The organism is Pseudomonas sp. R84, from assembly GCF_009834515.1.
GTDB lineage: Bacteria > Pseudomonadota > Gammaproteobacteria > Pseudomonadales > Pseudomonadaceae > Aquipseudomonas.
On the sequence record NZ_CP019426.1, the window covers coordinates 6511144 to 6528359 of the forward strand.

A 17216-nucleotide genomic window follows, 5' to 3' on the forward strand; every position below is an offset into this window, starting at 1 on the left:
CCCGATGCTCACTCAACACATATTCAAACCAAAACACTTGGCTTTGGCCATTTCGCTGGCTCTGGGTTGCGTAGCGTTCGCCAACGCTCAGCAACCCTCTGAAATCGCTGATTCACCCGCAATAATGGATACTGCAGAATCGTCCGAAACCAGCCATAAAGAAATGGCGCTCGAACGACTCAGGGCATTTCTCACTGCCCCAAGTACGGTGCCCATCGCTTTTGAAACCCCTGAAAAGACTTTTAAAGGTACCGCTGTAAACGATCTGATCACCCTCGCGGACGGCGCAAGCTTTACGGGACTGCTGGATGGAGGCGAGGGGGATAACGTTCTGTTTCTGAATGCCGCTGAAGGCGGAGAGTTGAAAGACACACGTAATTTCAACGGTCTATTTCTCGCTCGAGGAGCCTGGACGTTGAGTTCCAGGGGAGACTTCAAGGAAGGCGTGCTGGTGAACAGCGGTACCGCTCTGACCAACCTGGGTAGCATCATGGGCGACGTCTATGTCGAGAGGGGGGGCAGCTTTGCAGGTAAAGGTGCGGTGGGAGACCTGGAGGTCGCCGGCCTGCTCACCGTCAATGGAGTGCTAGGCAGCCCGCGCGTGAAAGGCGATTTGCGCTTGTCGCCAAGCGCCGAACTGGCTTATGAGGTTACTCCCAGTGGCAGTCAAACGATCAAGGTCGATGGCACCGCCAGGCTGGAAGGTGCAACCCTGAACGTCGTTGCCGTTCCAGGGGAGTATCCGCAAAGCCGCCAGTACAAAATCATCGAAGCCGGCAAGATAGAAGGTGAATTCGGTAAGGTCCTTAACAACCTCGCTTTCATGACCGCCACACCTCAATACAACAAAAAGTCTGTCGGGCTGACTTACGCCCGTAACGGTGAACCGCTTGCGAGTGTTGCCACGACGGACAATGGTCGTGCAGTTGCCGACAGCATTGTCGAACCACCAGTGCCTACGCCTTCAACGACGCCAACGCCATTGACTGCGTCTGCACCGGTTCCGGTTCCGGTTCCAGTTCCAGTTCCAGTTCCAGTTCCAGTTCCAGTTCCGCCTTCAGCGTCGACTCCCGTTGCAGAGTCCGCACCATCGCCAATGCAGGACGAACCTCTGATTGCGCAAGTTAACGAGACCGCCGAACAGCCCGCTCCTGCGCCACTAAAACCTGCAAACGCGGCAGTCGCCGCACTCCTGACCAGCGACAAAACCACCGCCCCCCTCGCCATCGAACAACTCGCCGCCGGCAGCAACGCCAACCTCGCCAAAGCCACGTTGAGCAGTATCACCCCCGTGAGCGCGAGCATGCTCTCGGCCATGCAACAACTCAATAGCCGGTACGGTTCAGCCTACGGTTCCGGCAACTCACCGCGTCAGGCCGCCGGCGGCGCCGATTCCGGGCGGGTGTGGATTCAGGCGCTCGGCCATGGCGGCAAGGTTGACCGCGAGTTCGACAGCACCCTGAAACACGCGACCCAGGGTCTGGTCATGGGCGCCGACTGGCGGCTCGATGAGCAATGGCATATCGGCCTGATCGGCGGGAAATCGCAGACCAGACTCGATGCCCGGCAATACGATGGCGACCTCGACAGCTGGCACCTCGGTGCCTACGCAGTGCGTCAGGACGGACCGTTCTCACTGCGTCTCGGGGCGACCTATGCCAGCCATGACGGCGACAGCAAACGTCGTGTGGCCTTCAACGGGTTCAGCGATCGCCTCAAGGGCAACTATGACGCCAACACCCAGCAAGCCTTTGCCGAACTGGCGGTCAATATTGGCCGGCACAACGCGACGCTCGAACCGTTCGCCAGCCTTGGCTATCAGCGCTACCAGCGCGACAGCTACAGCGAAAAAGGTGGGGATGCGGCGCTGAAGGTCTTCGGGCAAACCCGCGACAACCTCAGCAGCACCTTCGGCCTGCGCACGGCAAAAATCACTCGACTGGATAACGGCATGACGCTGACGCCGCGATTCAGTGCCGGCTGGAAACACACCTTTGGCGAGATTGAAAGCGACACCCGCCAGCAACTGGTCAAGGGTGGCAAACGGTTTGAAGTTGCCGGTGCCGCGCTGGATCGAAACAGCCTGTCGATGGATGCCGGACTCGATCTTGGGCTGTCAGCCAATCACTCCGTCGGCGTTGGCCTTACCGGTGAAATGGCCACTGACAGCCGCACCCACGGCGTGATGGGCCAATGGCGCATGGCGTTCTGACTGACACAACATTCTTTGTAGGAGCTGCCGAAGGCTGCGATCTTTTGATCTTGTTTTATGAACTCCAAACAACATCAAAAGATCGCAGCCTTCGGCAGCTCCTACAGGATGAAAAAACGCAAAAAAAAGGGGAGCACATGCCCCCCCGAGGTTTAAAGCGTTGGATCGCGGCCGTTATCTCAGCCTTCGATCTCGATCAGAATTTCACCCGGATTGACCCGATCACCCTTTGCCACATGGATCGCAGTGACCTTGCCGGCAATCGCTGCCTGGACTTCGGTTTCCATCTTCATCGCTTCGGTGATCAACACAGCCTGGCCGGCCTTGACGGTGTCGCCCTCCTTGACCAGTACATCGACGATGTTGCCCGGCATGGTGGTGCTGACGTGGCCCGGTGCCGACGCCTGCTTGCGTTTGCTGCTGCCACCGCTGACGAATTCATTGAGCGGTTCGAACACCACTTCTTCCGGCATGCCGTCGATGGACAGGTAGAAGTGACGCTTGCCCTCTGCCTTGACGCCAACACCGGTGATGTCGACGCGGTAGGTTTCGCCGTGGACATCGATGACGAACTCGGTCGGAACGCCTTCGCCGCCCGCTTTTGTCACTCCGCCAGCTTCAGGAATCGGCAGCAGCACTTCAGGGGTCAGGGTGCCAGCGGCACGCTCTTCAAGGAACTTGCGGCCAATGTCCGGGAACATGGCGAAGGTCAGCACGTCTTCTTCGGACTTGGCCAGTGCGCCGATGTCGGCACGTAGCTTGGTCATTTCCGGCTTGAGCAGATCGGCTGGACGCACGTCGATGACTTCTTCGCTGCCGATGGCCTGACGACGCAATTTTTCGTTCACTACGCCCGGCGCTTTGCCGTAGCCGCCCTGCAGGTAGAGCTTCACTTCGTTGGTGATGGTCTTGTAACGCTCGCCGGCCAGCACGTTGAAAAACGCCTGGGTGCCGACAATCTGCGAGGTCGGGGTCACCAGCGGCGGGAAGCCGAGGTCTTCACGCACACGCGGGATTTCCGCCAGCACTTCGGCCATGCGGTTCAGGGCGCCCTGCTCTTTCAGCTGGTTGGCGAGGTTGGAGATCATCCCGCCCGGCACCTGGTTAACTTGCACACGGGTGTCGACGGCGGTGAATTCGCTTTCGAACTGGTGGTACTTCTTGCGCACGGCGTAGAAGTACAGGCCGATCTCTTGCAGCAGTTCGAGGTTCAGACCGGTGTCGTACTCGGTGCCCTTGAGCGCGGCGACCATCGACTCGGTGCCCGGGTGGCTGGTGCCCGAAGCGAAGCTGGAGATCGCGGTGTCGATGTGGTCGGCACCGTTCTCGATCGCCTTGAGCTGGCACATGGTCGCCAGACCGGCAGTGTCGTGGGAGTGGATGAATACCGGCAGCGACTGCTCGGCTTTCAACGCACGAACCAGTTCGCCGGTGGCGTACGGGGTCAGCAGACCGGCCATGTCCTTGATCGCCACCGAGTCGCAACCCATGGCTTCCATTTGCTTGGCTTGTGCCACAAACGCGTCGATGGTGTGCACCGGGCTGGTGGTGTAAGCGATGGTGCCCTGGGCATGTTTGCCGGCCGCTTTCACCGCTTCGATGGCCACGCGCAGGTTCCGCACGTCGTTCATCGCGTCGAAGATGCGGAACACGTCGATGCCATTCACCGCAGCCTTGGCGACGAAGGCTTTGACCACGTCGTCGCTGTAGTGGCGATAGCCGAGCAGATTCTGCCCGCGCAGAAGCATTTGCAGACGAGTGTTAGGCAGTGCCGCACGCAGTTGGCGCAGACGCTCCCACGGATCTTCCTTCAGGAAGCGGACGCAGGCGTCGAACGTCGCGCCGCCCCAGCATTCCAGCGACCAGTAGCCGACTTTGTCGAGCTTGTCGCAGATCGGCAGCATGTCTTCGGTGCGCATGCGGGTGGCGAGCAGCGATTGGTGAGCGTCGCGCAGGATGGTATCGGTAACGAAGATCTTCTTAGTCATTGGTATCTCCTCATAGCGGCAAGCTTCAAGCTAAAAGCTGCAAGAAAAAGCCAATCTGCTTTTACTTGCCGCTTGCAGCTAAAAGCTCGCAGCTGTTTCATTCATAGGCCTGCGTGGGCGGCGATGGCGGCGGCGATGGCCAGGGCCAGCTCTTCGGGTTTGCGCTTGATCGAGTAGTTGGTCAGTTCAGGGTGGCTTTCAACGAAGCTGGTATTGAACTGGCCGCTGCGGAATTCCGGGTTGCGCAGGATTTCCTGGTAGTACGCGGCGGTGGTCTTCACACCTTGCAGACGCATGTCGTCGAGGGCACGCAGGCCACGGTCCATCGCCTCTTCCCAGGTCAGTGCCCAGACCACCAGCTTCAGGCACATCGAGTCGTAGAACGGCGGAATGGTGTAGCCGGTGTAGATCGCTGTGTCGGTGCGCACGCCCGGACCACCGGGGGCGTAGTAACGGGTGATCTTGCCGAAGCTCGGCAGGAAATTGTTCTTCGGGTCTTCGGCGTTGATGCGGAACTGCAACGCGAAACCCCGGTGCTGAATGTCTTCCTGTTTCACCGACAGCGGCAGGCCGGAGGCAATGCGAATCTGCTCGCGGACGATGTCGATCCCGGTGATTTCTTCGGTGATGGTGTGTTCCACCTGCACCCGGGTGTTCATCTCCATGAAGTACACCTCGCCCTCGGCGAGCAGAAACTCCACGGTGCCGGCGTTCTCGTAACCGACAGCCTTGGCCGCACGTACCGACAGGTCGCCGATGTAGGCGCGCTGTTCCGGAGTCAGTTGCGGGCTCGGGGCGATTTCGATGAGTTTCTGGTTGCGGCGCTGAATCGAGCAATCACGCTCAAACAGGTGCACGACGTTGCCGAAGCTGTCGCCGAGGATCTGCGCTTCGATGTGCTTGGGATTGACGATGCATTTTTCCAGGAACACTTCGGCAGAACCGAACGCCTTGGTCGCTTCGGAAATCACCCGAGGGAAATTCTGTTCGAGTTCTTCGCGGCTGTTGCAGCGACGGATACCACGACCGCCACCACCGGAAGTGGCTTTGAGCATCACCGGGTAACCGATGCGGTCGCCCTCGGCCAAGGCTTCTTCGATGTCGGCCACGTTGCCTTCGGTGCCCGGCGTGACCGGTACGCCAGCCTTGATCATGCTGCGGCGCGCTTCAGTCTTGTCGCCCATGCGGCGGATGACTTCTGCCGACGGACCAATGAATTTGATCCCGCGTTCGGCGCAGATATCAGCCAGCTCAGCGTTTTCCGAAAGGAAACCGTAACCGGGGTGCAGTGCATCGCAACCGGTTTCGACGGCGAGGTTCACCAGCTTGCGCGGGTTCAGGTAACCGGCCAGTGGCTCGGCACCGATGCTGTGGGCCTCATCTGCACGCTTCACATGCAAGGCATGGCGGTCGGCGTCGGAAAAAATCGCAACCGAGCGAATACCCATTTCGGCGCAGGCTCGCACGATTCGTACGGCAATCTCACCACGGTTGGCGATCAGGATCTTTGTTATCACTTGGAGGTTCCCTTGAGCCGGTGGCACCACGACCTGCTAGACCCAGGTCGACGCGTGACCAAATGTTTCAATTTAGTCGCAGGTCCACACTAGCGCTCATGAGGGATTAACAAAAATGAATAAAAATTGGGTTAGGCATAAGCAAAGACTTATAGTTGAAACATCAGCCCGCCGTCAGAGCGTATAAAAAATGCGTAAGTCCTTGATGCGTATGACATTGCGTCAATTGCAGATCTTCAACGAGGTGTGTGATTTACGCTCTTACAGCCGCGCAGCCGAGGAAATGTCTCTCACACAACCGGCTGTCAGCCTACAGATTCGTCAGCTCGAAGAGCTGATCGGGCAGCCACTATTCGATTATGTCGGCAAAAAACTCTACATGACCGAGGCTGCCGAAGCACTTCAGCGCGCCAGTCGGGACATTTTCGGGCGCCTGGAAAACCTCGATATGCAGCTGTCGGACATGCAGGGTTCGCTGCAAGGTCAGCTGAAACTGGCGGTGGAGTCCAGCGCCAAGTATTTCGTGCCGCACCTGTTCGCCGCTTTCAAGCGTCAGCACCCGGAAGTGAATCTGCAACTGACCGTGGTCAACCGTGGCCAGGTGATTCGCAGGCTTTCGGATAACCGCGATGATCTGGTGATCATGTCGATGGTGCCGCAGGACATGGGTCTAGAGTTTTTGCCGTTCCTCAACAATCCGATTGTTGCCGTGGCGCGCCCGGATCATCCGTTGGCGCACATGGGCCCGCTGCGTTTGCAGGACCTGGAGCCTTACACGCTGCTGATCCGCGAACCGGGGTCGGGTACGCGACTGGCCTGCGAAGAATACTTCAAAGAGAAACGCGTGCACTTCACCCAGACTCAGGAAGTGGCCTCGGCCGAAGCACAACGTGAATGTGTGCAGGCGGGTCTGGGCCTGGCGCTATTGACGCGCCACGCCCTGAACCTGGAGCTGGCGACCGGCGGCCTCGTCGAGTTGCCGGTCGATGAATTGCCGCTGTTCCGTAGCTGGTGTCTGGTGCAAGCGAAAGCCAAACGCTTGTCACCGGTGGCACACGCCTTCCTGGCGTTTATTCGCAGCGAGCGGGTGCAGATCAGCGCGCTGGTTGAGCGCTTCGACGGGAAGCTGCGGGTGCCGCCTGCCAGTGAGTGATGTCGGGAAAGTCGCCGATTTCAGCTTGAAGCTGACGGAGTTCGAAGCGATGTTCGATGGCGCGGCGAAATTCCATGCGGCGCTGGTCTTCCTGCTGACGACGGGTTTTCGCGGCGCTGTTGCGTTCTTCGTAGGGCTGAGCCATTTCGAGTCTCCCAAGGCGATGACGGGAGTTTCACGATAGGTGTGGGGGATGACGGTTTGATGAAAGTAACCGTCGTAAAGCAAAAGATCGCAGCCTTCGGCAGCTACAGGGATCGCATTCCAAATGTAGGAGCTACCGAAGGCTGCGATCTTTTGCTCTTAATCATCCAGCGCTTTGGCGGCTTTCGGCGACAAACGCAGGCTGCGCAGACTGCGCTTCACGCTCTTGAGATGATTAACCAGACTCGGCCCGCGCGCCATCGCCACGCCCATCGCCAACACATCAATCACCACCAGATGCGCAATGCGCGAGGTCAGCGGCGTATAGATCTCAGTGTCTTCATGCACATCGATCGCCAGATTCACGGTCGACAACTCGGCCAACGGCGTCTGACTCGGGCACAAAGTAATCAGCGAAGCCCCACTCTCACGCACCAGATTGGCGGTGATCAGCAAATCCTTGGAGCGCCCGGACTGGGAAATACAAATCGCCACATCGGTCGGTTTCAACGTCACCGCCGACATCGCCTGCATGTGCGGATCGGAGTACGCCGCTGCAGTCAGCAGCAAACGGAAGAACTTGTGCTGCGCATCCGCTGCCACTGCACCCGAGGCCCCGAAGCCGTAGAACTCAACACGCTGCGCCTGCGACATCAACGTCACCGCACGCTGCAACTCGATCGGATCGAGCTTCTCGCGAACCTCCATCAAGGTGTGCAACGTGGTGTCGAAAATCTTCAGGCTGTAGTCGGCGACCGAGTCGTCTTCATGGATCGCAAACTGGCCGAAGCTGGCACCGGCCGCGAGGCTTTGCGCTAACTTCAGTTTGAGATCCTGAAAACCGGAGCAACCAATGGCGCGACAGAAGCGCACGATGGTCGGCTCGCTGATGCCGACGCTGTGGGCCAGGTCGGCCATGGAACTGTGCATCACCGCCGCAGGGTCAAGCAGCACGTGGTCGGCGACCTTGAGCTCCGACTTGCGTAACAGGTGACGTGATTGGGCGATGTGTTGCAGCAGATTCAAGGGGCTGGACTCTTCTTATGGGCAAGGATGTAGCACGCTTGTAGTTATACTACATGAATTGGCTTTTTGCCTGCTCAATGCGTAACTCGATGTCCCCATATCAGGCGCGATGAGGTGCATGTAGCCCTTAAAACGGTTTTTCCTGTTCACGCAAAAGCCCGGCCAGACTGTCAGCCTCCACAGGCCGGCTGATCAGATAGCCCTGCACTTCATCGCAACGCTCGGCGCGTAAAAACTCCAGCTGATCCTGTCGCTCGACGCCTTCAGCCACTACTTTCAGCGACAGTCCGTGAGCCATGGCAATGATCGCCCGAGTGATCGCCGCATCTTCACTGCCCTCACCCAATCCGCGAATGAATGCCTGATCGATCTTCACGTAATCCACCGGAATACGCTTGAGATAACTCAGCGATGAATAGCCGGTGCCGAAGTCATCGATCGCCAGTTTCACCCCCAGATCACGCAGTTGCTGGAACGTCGCGATGATGTGTTCGACGCTATCGAGCAGCTGGCTTTCGGTCAGCTCCAGCTCCAGGTAGTGCGGCGCCAAACCGGTTTCCTCCAGCACCTGCCGCACCAGACTGACCAGCTTGCCCTGACGCAATTGATGCACCGACAGGTTGACCGAAACGCGGATCGGCTCCAGCCCCTGACGCTGCCACTCGCAGGCCTGCCAACAGGCCTGACGCAGGACGAATTCGCCGATCGGCCCGATCAGACCGGTTTCCTCGGCGAGCCCGATGAAATCCCCCGGCGGCACTCGACCCATGATCGGATGATCCCAGCGCACCAGCGCCTCCGCCGCATTCAGCCGTCCGGTCTGCAGACACAGCTTCGGTTGATAGAACACCTTCAGCTGCTTTTCCTCAATGGCTTTGCGCAACTGATTTTCCAGCTGCAAGCGCTCAAGGGTGCTGGCCTGCAAGCTATCGGTGTAGAACTGGAAGTTGTTCCCGCCCAGATGCTTGGCGTGTTGCATGGCCATGTTCGACTGGCTGACCAGCGCAGAAATCTCCCGGGCATTGTCCGGCAGCATGCTGATGCCCATCGAGGCGCTGACAACCAATTCATGCCCTTCCACGGTCAGCGGCAAACGCAGCTTGGACGACAATCGCGTGGCAACCCGGGCCAGACTCGACAGGTTACCGTAGGCATCGAACAGCACCGCAAATTCATCACCGGACAATCGCGCGATGGTGTCGGCTTCCGGCAAGGCGTTGACCAGCCGGCGCGCCATTTTCTGCAGCAACTGGTCGGCAATCTCATGGCCCAAGCTGTCGTTGAGCAATTTGAAGCGATCCAGATTGATGTGCAGTAAGGCCAGACTGCGTCGACCCTGACGCGAACGCTGATGCGCTTCATGCAAGCGCTCGCGGAACAGCGAGCGGTTGGCCAGACCGGTCAGTTCGTCGTAATGAGTCAGATAACGCATGCGCTCTTCGGATTCACGCCGCGCCGACAAATCGGCGAAGAAGCCCACGATATGACTGACATTTCCCCGACTATCGCGCACCGCATTCAGTTGCAGCCACTGCGGGTACAACTCGCCGTTCTTGCGCGTCTCCACCAGTTCGCCCTGCCAACTACCATGCTGCTCCAGTGCATGACGGATCGCCACGTAATGACGACGGGCGTCGCGGCTGCATGGCAGCTCGACGACGTTGCGCCCAAGCATGTCCTCGATGTCGTAACCGGTGACCCGGCTGAACGCCTGGTTGATTGCGATCAGCGCGTAGTTCGGGTCGAGAATCACGATGCCTTCACTGGCCGCTTCGAACACCGTCGCCGCCAGTCGCTGTTGTTCTTCGAGACTTTTGCTGGCGCTGATGTCGCGCCGGGTGCCGACCATGCGGATCACCCGCCCGCTGTCGCTGCGTTCTACCGCGCGGCCACGGTCTTCGATCCAGACCCAATGGCCATCGCTGTGACGCACGCGGTATTCGATCTGATAGTCCTCGGTGCGCCCCTTCAAATGCTCGATCAACGCGTATTTCAGCGTCGGCACATCGTCGGGATGCAGGCGTGGTTTGAGGTCGCGCAAAAGCGCCGTGACGTATTCCGGAGCGAGGCCGAACAGCTCCTGAATCTGCGTGTGGTGAACCTCGTCGGTTTGCAGGTTCCAGTCCCACAGACCCAACTCACTGGCTTTCAACGCCAGCGCCAGCCGCGCCTCACTTTTGCTCAGGGCCTGATTGGCTGCATCCAGCTCAAGGCTGCGCTGGGCAACGCGGTCTTCGAGTTCGACCTGAGCTTCACGCAATTTGCCCTCGGCACAGCGACGCTGGTCGATTTCCCTGGCCAGTTCCTGATTGAGCTGCTCGCTGCGCATTTGCGTCTGTTGCAGGTGTTCGATCAAGTGCTGATTCTGAAAGCGCCGCAGCAAACCGCGATCAATCAGCCGATTGACCTGCCAAGCCACCACGCTCAGGGAGCCGAGCAGGATCAACCCGAGCCAGCCCCAACCGCGCGCCTGTTCGTCGCCGCCCCAGAAAAGGTAGCCAATCGCTGGCAGCAGACACGGCAAGGTAAAGGAGAGAAACGCCGGCAGGCTCACCGCGTAGGCGACACTGGCCGACAGGGTTGCGGCGCCAATCAGGCCGAACACCCAGGCTTGTTGCATGAAGTTGTCGGCGGGCACCAGGGCGATGCCGGCGCCGGCCAGCGTCAACCCGGTCATGGTCGAGCCCAGCAGAAACATCCGCCGCCAGATCGGTTGCGCCTGACGATCAGGGATTGCCGAGTCGAACGCTGCGACCTGAATCACCCGCAACGCCACCAGCGACAGCAGCGACAGCAGCCACACCAGCCAGACGCTGACCACGAAGTAGCGCTGCGGGCTCCAGAGCAAACCGGCGCAGACCAGACCATTGATCAACATGAACAGCGTGGGCAACAACGAGCCCTGATACAGAAGACGCGTGCGCTCCACCGCCATTTCGACGGCATAGTGCTTGCGGATAACCCGGGGTTCCACGGAGGGGCCCGACAGTTCGGAGCTGAGGGTCATGGGCAACGTTCTTGTTCTTATAAGGAGGGCGTGCGCCCGAAACGTGGACGGAGCATACACAAGCCGATCCCGTTGCCAAACTGCTCCAGATCATAATTTCAGCGAAACTTTTCCGTCCTTTGCCACCCGCGAAACCCTTCGAGCGCGGCGGGCCGATGCCTGTAGCCAGTGACCGACCGGTCGTCATCGACAGGAGTTTCATCGGCTAATGCAAAGCTCGGTTTGCCCGGGCCTGCGGCGCACCCTAGAATGCCCCGATGCGCGATGATCTCTCCCTTCTGCTGAACTCCCTCAACGATGCCCAACGCCAGGCCGTAGCAGCCCCCGTTGGCCGTCAGTTGGTCCTGGCCGGTGCTGGCTCCGGTAAAACCCGAGTGCTGGTGCACCGTATCGCCTGGTTGATCCAGGTCGAAAACGCCTCGCCCCACTCCATCCTGTCGGTGACCTTCACCAACAAGGCCGCTGCGGAGATGCGTCATCGCATCGAGCAGTTGCTGGGTATCAACCCGGCCGGCATGTGGGTCGGCACCTTCCACGGCCTGGCGCACCGCTTGCTGCGGGCGCACTGGCAGGAAGCCGGACTGAGCCAGACTTTCCAGATTCTCGACAGCGACGACCAGCAACGGCTGGTCAAGCGGGTGATCCGCGAGCTCGGTCTCGACGAGCAGCGCTGGCCAGCCCGTCAGGCGCAGTGGTTCATCAACGGTCAGAAAGACGAAGGTCTGCGTCCACAACACATTCAGGCCAGCGGTGATTTGTATCTGGCGACCATGCGCGGCATCTACGAAGCCTATGAGGCGGCGTGCCAGCGTGCCGGCGTCATCGATTTCTCCGAATTGCTCTTGCGTGCCCTCGACTTGTGGCGCGATCACCCGGGCCTGCTGGCGCATTACCAGAAGCGCTTCCGCCATATTTTGGTGGACGAGTTCCAGGACACCAACGCCGTGCAGTACGCTTGGTTGCGCCTGCTCGGCAAGGGTGGCGACAGCCTGATGGTGGTCGGCGACGACGACCAGTCGATTTACGGCTGGCGTGGCGCGAAGATCGAGAACATTCATCAATATTCTTCCGACTTCCCGGACTCGGTAACCATTCGCCTGGAGCAGAACTACCGCTCCACCGCCGGCATCCTCAAGGCCGCCAACGCCCTGATCGCCAACAACACCGGGCGTCTGGGCAAAGAGCTATGGACCGACGGCGGTGATGGCGAAGCGATCAATCTGTACGCCGCGTTCAACGAACACGACGAAGCACGCTACGTTGTCGAAACCATCGAAAGCGCGCTGAAAACCGGCTTGGCCCGTAGCGATATCGCGATACTCTATCGCTCCAACGCCCAATCGCGCGTTTTGGAAGAAGCTCTGCTGCGCGAGCGCATTCCGTACCGTATCTACGGTGGTCAGCGCTTCTTCGAGCGTGCGGAAATCAAGAACGCCATGGCCTACCTGCGTTTGCTCGAAGGTCGCGGCAACGATGCGGCGCTGGAACGGGTGATCAACGTGCCGGCCCGTGGCATCGGCGAAAAAACCGTCGAAGCGATCCGCGATCACGCGCGCCACAGCGATGTGTCGATGTGGGAAGCGATGCGCCAACTGGTCGCCAACAAAGGCCTGACCGGTCGCGCTGCCGGTGCGCTGGGTGCGTTTATCGAACTGATCGAAAACCTCGCCGCCAAGTGCATGGAAATGCCGCTGCACTTGATGACACAGACCGTCATTGAGCAATCGGGGCTGATCGCTTATCACGAAGCGGAAAAAGGCGAGAAAGGCCAGGCACGGGTAGAAAACCTTGAGGAACTGGTCAGCGCCGCGCGCAACTTCGAGAACACCGAAGAAGACGAAGAGCTGACGCCACTGGCGGCATTCCTCGGCCACGCTTCTCTGGAGGCCGGCGACACCCAGGCCGACGAACACGAAGACAGCATTCAGCTGATGACCCTGCACAGCGCCAAAGGCCTGGAATTCCCTTACGTGTTCCTCGTGGGCATGGAAGAAGGCCTGTTCCCGCACAAGATGAGCCTGGAAGAACCGGGACGTCTTGAGGAAGAGCGGCGTCTGGCCTATGTCGGTATCACCCGGGCGATGCAGAATCTGGTGATGACCTATGCTGAAACCCGACGCCTGTACGGCAGCGAGACCTACAACAAGGTCTCGCGTTTCGTACGTGAAGTGCCGAAAGGTCTGATCCAGGAAGTGCGTCTGTCGAACAGCGTTAGCCGACCATTTGGCGGCAACCAGTCGATGAGCGGCAGCAACCTGTTCAGCGGCAGCGAAATTCCGGAAACGGGTTTCAGCCTCGGTCAGGCGGTACGCCATTCGATCTTTGGTGACGGCGTGATCCTCAACTTCGAGGGCGCCGGCGCGCAGGCGCGGGTGCAGGTGAACTTCAGCGAAGGCAGCAAGTGGCTGATGCTCGGTTACGCCAAGCTGGAAGCGATCTGACACCAGTTCTGCTGTTTTTGTGGGAGCGAGCCTGCTCGCGAATGAAATCGCTGCGGTTGATCTGATAGACCGCGGTGCGGCTTTCGCGAGCAGGCTTGCTCCCACAGGGTTCGATGTTCTGAGGCGAAATCCCGCTGAACCAATCTCCTTTTCCTACAGCCAAAAGTACACGTTCTTATTGCCTCGCGAAGCTGAACGCGACCTGTCAGGCAAAAGCCCGAAACACTCTCTCGCTAGCCAGTAACACTTCAGCTGTGCAACATGGCGCGCGTGTCTCCACAAACGGGAATACCCTTTATGAAACGTTTTCTTAGCATCGCCATGGCGTTGTGCATCGGCCTGACGATGAGCCTCGACGCCAACGCCAAGCGCTTTGGTGGTGGCAAAAGCGCCGGCGCTGCGCCGACGCACCAGACCAGCCAGATGGCTCCTTCTTCTCCAGGTGTCGGCGGCGCGGCTGCGACCGCAGGTGCTGCAGGTGCCGCTGGCGCTGCCGCCAAGGCCGGCGGTGCTTCGAAATGGCTCGGCCCTCTGGCCGGTATCGCCGCCGGTGGCCTGCTGGCGTCCATGTTCATGGGCGGCGGCTTCCAGGGCATGCAGATCTTCGACATCCTGATCATGGCCGTGATCGCGTTCGTGATCTTCCGCTTCATCGCCGCGCGTCGACGCAAGCAGCAGGAGCAGTTCGCTCCGGCCGGCGCACCGATGCAGCGTGAAGCGTTCGAGCAGAAACCTGCCGCCATGGGTTCGATCTTCGGTGGTTCGGCTGCACCTGCTGCCGCCCGTCCGGTGATCAACGCGCCGGCCTGGTTCAACGAGCAGAACTTCCTTGAAGCTGCACGCAGCCACTTCCAGTCGCTGCAGCAGCACTGGGATGCCAACGAAATGGACAAGATCGCCGAGTTCGTGACCCCGCAAATGCTCGAGTTCCTCAAGCGTGAGCGTGCAGATCTGGGCGACGCGTTCCAGTCGACCTACATCGACAACCTCCAGGTACAACTGGATGGCGTCGATGACCGTGCCGACAAGACCATCGCCACCCTGACCTTCAGCGGTGTGTCGAAGACCTCGCGCTTCGACCAGGGCGAAGTGTTCAGCGAAAGCTGGAACATGGAGCGTCCGCAGGGCGACAACCAGCCTTGGCTGGTGGCCGGTATCCGCCAGAACGGCTGATCCCCTCCAGGCGTCACCTGCCGTAATAAAAACCCCAGCCTCGGCTGGGGTTTTCTATTTCGCGGTTGCATCTATAGCGAGCTACTGTATAAACCGGCCCATATAAACCGCGCCATTCAAGCAAGAGGATCCCGGACGTGGAAGAAATCATCGAACAACTGCGTGAAGCCAACGAACCCGTGCCGGTTCCTTTGGAGTTACCTGACGAAGATCTGCTGGTCGAAATCGAAGAACAGCTGTTCATCGACATTCCGTTTGTCTTCAGAGAGTTTTTGCTGACCGTCAGCGATGTGGTGTACGGCAGCCTTGAGCCGGTGACCGTCACCGACCCACAATCCCACACCTACTTGCCGGATGTGGCGGCCAACGCCTGGGATGCCGGGGTTGATCGCAGCCTGATTCCAATCTGTCAGGACGGCGACGACTACTACTGTGTCGAAGAGGACGGCACGGTAGTGTTGTGGCAGGCCGAAGAAGAGTTGATTGCCGAGGAAACCTGGGAATCGGTGTGGCACTGGGCGCGGGACGTCTGGCTGGAAAGCTGATCGGCCAGCCGCCCCGGCAGGTCAATGCCCCGACGACTCCTTGTGGTTGTCGAGGGTTTCCAGCAGCGCCACCTGCATCCGCGTGTGCACGCGGATGAACCAGCGCCAGAGCAGCGCCGCCACGGCGGCCGCGACTACGGCGATCAGCACCAGCAACTTGTTGGTCGGCAAGATACTGGCCGACAAGGCTGCCAACAGCAGGAAAATCACCAGCAGCGAGAGGATCGGGATCACTTCGGAGATCACCCGGCGCACTCGCTGCGTGTGACGCCCGGCCATCTCCGGCTTCACGCCCATCTCCGCCAGCAGCATCGACAGCGCCTTGAGCTTGCGATACGCCGCGATCAGGAACGGCAGCGACACCAGCAACGCCCCGCCCCAGATCAGCGCCTTCTGCCAGCTCGGATCGCTGATCCAGTCCTGTAGCCAGGCCGAGAGGCGTTCAGCAAAGAATGCCCCGCTAAAGAAGATCGCAATCACCAACGCCAGATTGACCCCGACCTGGAGCAAGATCTTGCGGATAATCGACGCCAGCATCGCGCCCTCGCCTTGCGGCTGGATACTGCGCAGCCATTCACCGTACATGCCCAACACACGCCCCAGACGCTTGGGCACAGCGCCGGACAGCTTGATCGACAGCGGATCCGCCGCACGAATCAGATAAGGCGTCAGCAGCGTCGTAATCACCGACACCGCCACAGCGACCGGATAAAGGAAGTTACTGGTGACCTGCAAGGTCATCCCCAGCGCGGCGATGATGAAGGAAAATTCGCCAATCTGTGACAGCCCCATCCCGACGCGCAGTGAGGTGCGTCCGTCATTGCCGGCGATAAAAGCCCCGAGGCCGCAGGACAACATCTTGCCGAGCACCACAGCGACGGTGATCACCGCAATCGGCCACGCATATTCGAGAAGAATCAGCGGGTCGAGCATCAACCCGATGGCGACAAAGAAGATCGCGCTGAACAAATCGCGAACCGGCTCGATCAGCCGCTCTATCTTCAGCAATTGCCGCGACTCGGCCATGATCGCGCCGATCAGGAACGCACCGAGCACCATGCTGTATTCGAGTTTGACCACCAACAGGCAGAAGCCGAAACACAGGCCGAGCACGGTGATAAGCAGCATTTCGTTGCTTTCGAATTTGGCCACATAGGCCAGCAGACGCGGTACCAGCAAAATGCCGATGACCAGCGCGACGATCATGAACAGCGACAGCTTGCCGACCGTGGAAAACACTTCGCCGGAGCTGACCGTGCCGCTGACCGCAATGCTGGAAAGCAGCGCAATGATGCCGATGCCGAGGATGTCTTCAACAATCAGTACGCCGAAGATCAACTGCGCAAAGCGCTCGTTTTTCATCTTCAGATCGTTGAGCGCCTTGACGATGATGGTAGTCGAAGAAATCGCCAGAATCGCGCCGAGGAACAGCGAGTCCATGGTGTTCCAGTCAAACCAGCGGCCGATTTCGTAGCCGATCCAGATCATCAGGACGATTTCGAGGAACGCCGCAATAAACGCCGTGGCGCCGACCTTGAACAGCTTGCGCAGGCTGAACTCCAGGCCGAGGCAGAACATCAGGAAAATTACCCCGAGTTCGGCGAGGGTCTTGATGGTTTCCTCGTCATGAATCAGGCCGAACGGTGGCGTGTGCGGGCCGATGATAAAGCCGGCAACGATATAGCCGAGCACCACCGGTTGCTTGAAACGGTGGAACAACACGGTCACCACACCTGCGACCAACATGATCACTGCCAGGTCCTGAATAAAACTGATGGCATGCATGGCGTGGGCTCCTTGAATGACGAGGCTCGCTGACAGACGTCAGAAAAGTCTGGGCGAGCTAGGTAAAAATCCGCTTTTGGTGTGGGAATTGCCCTTGAGGCGGGCTTTTGCAGGGTAACACCGCGACTTCCGCCTGGAAGGCGGTGCAATATATGGAAACAGATCGATTCCGGCGTGACGGCGGCCAGTCGCCCGGCGTCCCGATAACGGTGCTTTTGAAAAGCG

At 59.4% G+C, this 17216-nt stretch carries 11 protein-coding genes; 5 read left to right on the forward strand and 6 right to left on the reverse strand.

Annotated features, from left to right (window positions below; genetic code table 11):
• Positions 1-4: 4 nt before the first annotated feature.
• The gene (locus PspR84_RS29035) at positions 5-2212 is read left to right on the forward strand and encodes an autotransporter outer membrane beta-barrel domain-containing protein (protein ID WP_160059977.1); all 2208 of its coding nucleotides are present in this window, start codon (positions 5-7) and stop codon (positions 2210-2212) included.
• Positions 2213-2391: 179 nt separating this feature from the next.
• Here PspR84_RS29035 and oadA read toward each other — a convergent pair whose 3' ends face one another.
• Together oadA and PspR84_RS29045 are read right to left on the reverse strand one after the other, a co-directional pair.
• Positions 2392-4200, reverse strand: a complete 1809-nt coding sequence (gene oadA, locus PspR84_RS29040; RefSeq protein ID WP_160059978.1) for a sodium-extruding oxaloacetate decarboxylase subunit alpha — start codon at positions 4198-4200, stop codon at positions 2392-2394.
• Positions 4201-4301: 101 nt separating this feature from the next.
• Positions 4302-5717 (reverse strand): acetyl-CoA carboxylase biotin carboxylase subunit, encoded by a 1416-nt coding sequence (locus PspR84_RS29045; protein WP_025112637.1) that lies wholly within the window; start codon positions 5715-5717, stop codon positions 4302-4304.
• Positions 5718-5907: 190 nt separating this feature from the next.
• On the opposite strand from PspR84_RS29045, the gene PspR84_RS29050 reads away from it, so the two are divergent.
• Positions 5908-6870, forward strand: coding sequence for a LysR family transcriptional regulator (locus PspR84_RS29050; protein WP_077575110.1), 963 nt, complete (start codon positions 5908-5910; stop codon positions 6868-6870).
• On the opposite strand, the gene PspR84_RS29055 is transcribed toward PspR84_RS29050, so the two are convergent.
• The 3 genes from PspR84_RS29055 to PspR84_RS29065 form a co-directional block, all read right to left on the reverse strand.
• Entirely contained in the window at positions 6812-7015 is a 204-nt protein-coding gene (locus PspR84_RS29055) for a hypothetical protein (RefSeq protein ID WP_160059979.1), read from the reverse strand. The genes PspR84_RS29050 and PspR84_RS29055 overlap by 59 nt on opposite strands.
• 158 nt (positions 7016-7173) lie before the next feature.
• Complete coding sequence (gene hexR / locus PspR84_RS29060) at positions 7174-8040, reverse strand: transcriptional regulator HexR (RefSeq protein WP_008078846.1); 867 nt, start codon at positions 8038-8040, stop codon at positions 7174-7176.
• Positions 8041-8167: 127 nt separating this feature from the next.
• Positions 8168-11047, reverse strand: coding sequence for a GGDEF domain-containing phosphodiesterase (locus PspR84_RS29065; RefSeq protein ID WP_160059980.1), 2880 nt, complete (start codon positions 11045-11047; stop codon positions 8168-8170).
• Between the two features lie 257 nt (positions 11048-11304).
• Here PspR84_RS29065 and uvrD point away from each other — a divergent pair, with 257 nt between their 5' ends.
• The 3 genes from uvrD to PspR84_RS29080 all read left to right on the forward strand — a co-directional run bounded on the left by uvrD (position 11305) and on the right by PspR84_RS29080 (position 15206).
• A complete protein-coding gene (gene uvrD, locus PspR84_RS29070; protein ID WP_003229685.1) occupies positions 11305-13488 on the forward strand; it encodes a DNA helicase II in 2184 nt (727 codons plus the stop codon).
• Positions 13489-13785: 297 nt separating this feature from the next.
• Positions 13786-14661, forward strand: coding sequence for a Tim44 domain-containing protein (locus PspR84_RS29075; RefSeq protein ID WP_160059981.1), 876 nt, complete (start codon positions 13786-13788; stop codon positions 14659-14661).
• 137 nt (positions 14662-14798) lie between these two features.
• A complete protein-coding gene (locus PspR84_RS29080; protein ID WP_003187120.1) occupies positions 14799-15206 on the forward strand; it encodes an SMI1/KNR4 family protein in 408 nt (135 codons plus the stop codon).
• A 21-nt stretch (positions 15207-15227) separates the two neighbouring features.
• Here the strand turns inward: PspR84_RS29080 and PspR84_RS29085 are convergent, their stop codons facing one another.
• Complete coding sequence (locus PspR84_RS29085; RefSeq protein WP_160059982.1) at positions 15228-16991, reverse strand: cation:proton antiporter; 1764 nt, start codon at positions 16989-16991, stop codon at positions 15228-15230.
• Positions 16992-17216: the final 225 nt, after the last annotated feature.

Bases quoted from the DNA above. Each gene is read 5' to 3' on its own strand.
- oadA (WP_160059978.1), bottom strand. From the start codon at position 4,200: ATGACTAAGAAGATCTTCGTTACCGATACCATCCTGCGCGACGCTCAC.
- PspR84_RS29065 (WP_160059980.1), bottom strand. From the start codon at position 11,047: ATGACCCTCAGCTCCGAACTGTCGGGCCCCTCCGTGGAACCCCGGGTT.
- PspR84_RS29055 (WP_160059979.1), bottom strand. From the start codon at position 7,015: ATGGCTCAGCCCTACGAAGAACGCAACAGCGCCGCGAAAACCCGTCGT.
- PspR84_RS29085 (WP_160059982.1), bottom strand. From the start codon at position 16,991: ATGCATGCCATCAGTTTTATTCAGGACCTGGCAGTGATCATGTTGGTC.
- uvrD (WP_003229685.1), top strand. From the start codon at position 11,305: ATGCGCGATGATCTCTCCCTTCTGCTGAACTCCCTCAACGATGCCCAA.
- PspR84_RS29050 (WP_077575110.1), top strand. From the start codon at position 5,908: ATGCGTAAGTCCTTGATGCGTATGACATTGCGTCAATTGCAGATCTTC.
- PspR84_RS29075 (WP_160059981.1), top strand. From the start codon at position 13,786: ATGAAACGTTTTCTTAGCATCGCCATGGCGTTGTGCATCGGCCTGACG.
- PspR84_RS29035 (WP_160059977.1), top strand. From the start codon at position 5: ATGCTCACTCAACACATATTCAAACCAAAACACTTGGCTTTGGCCATT.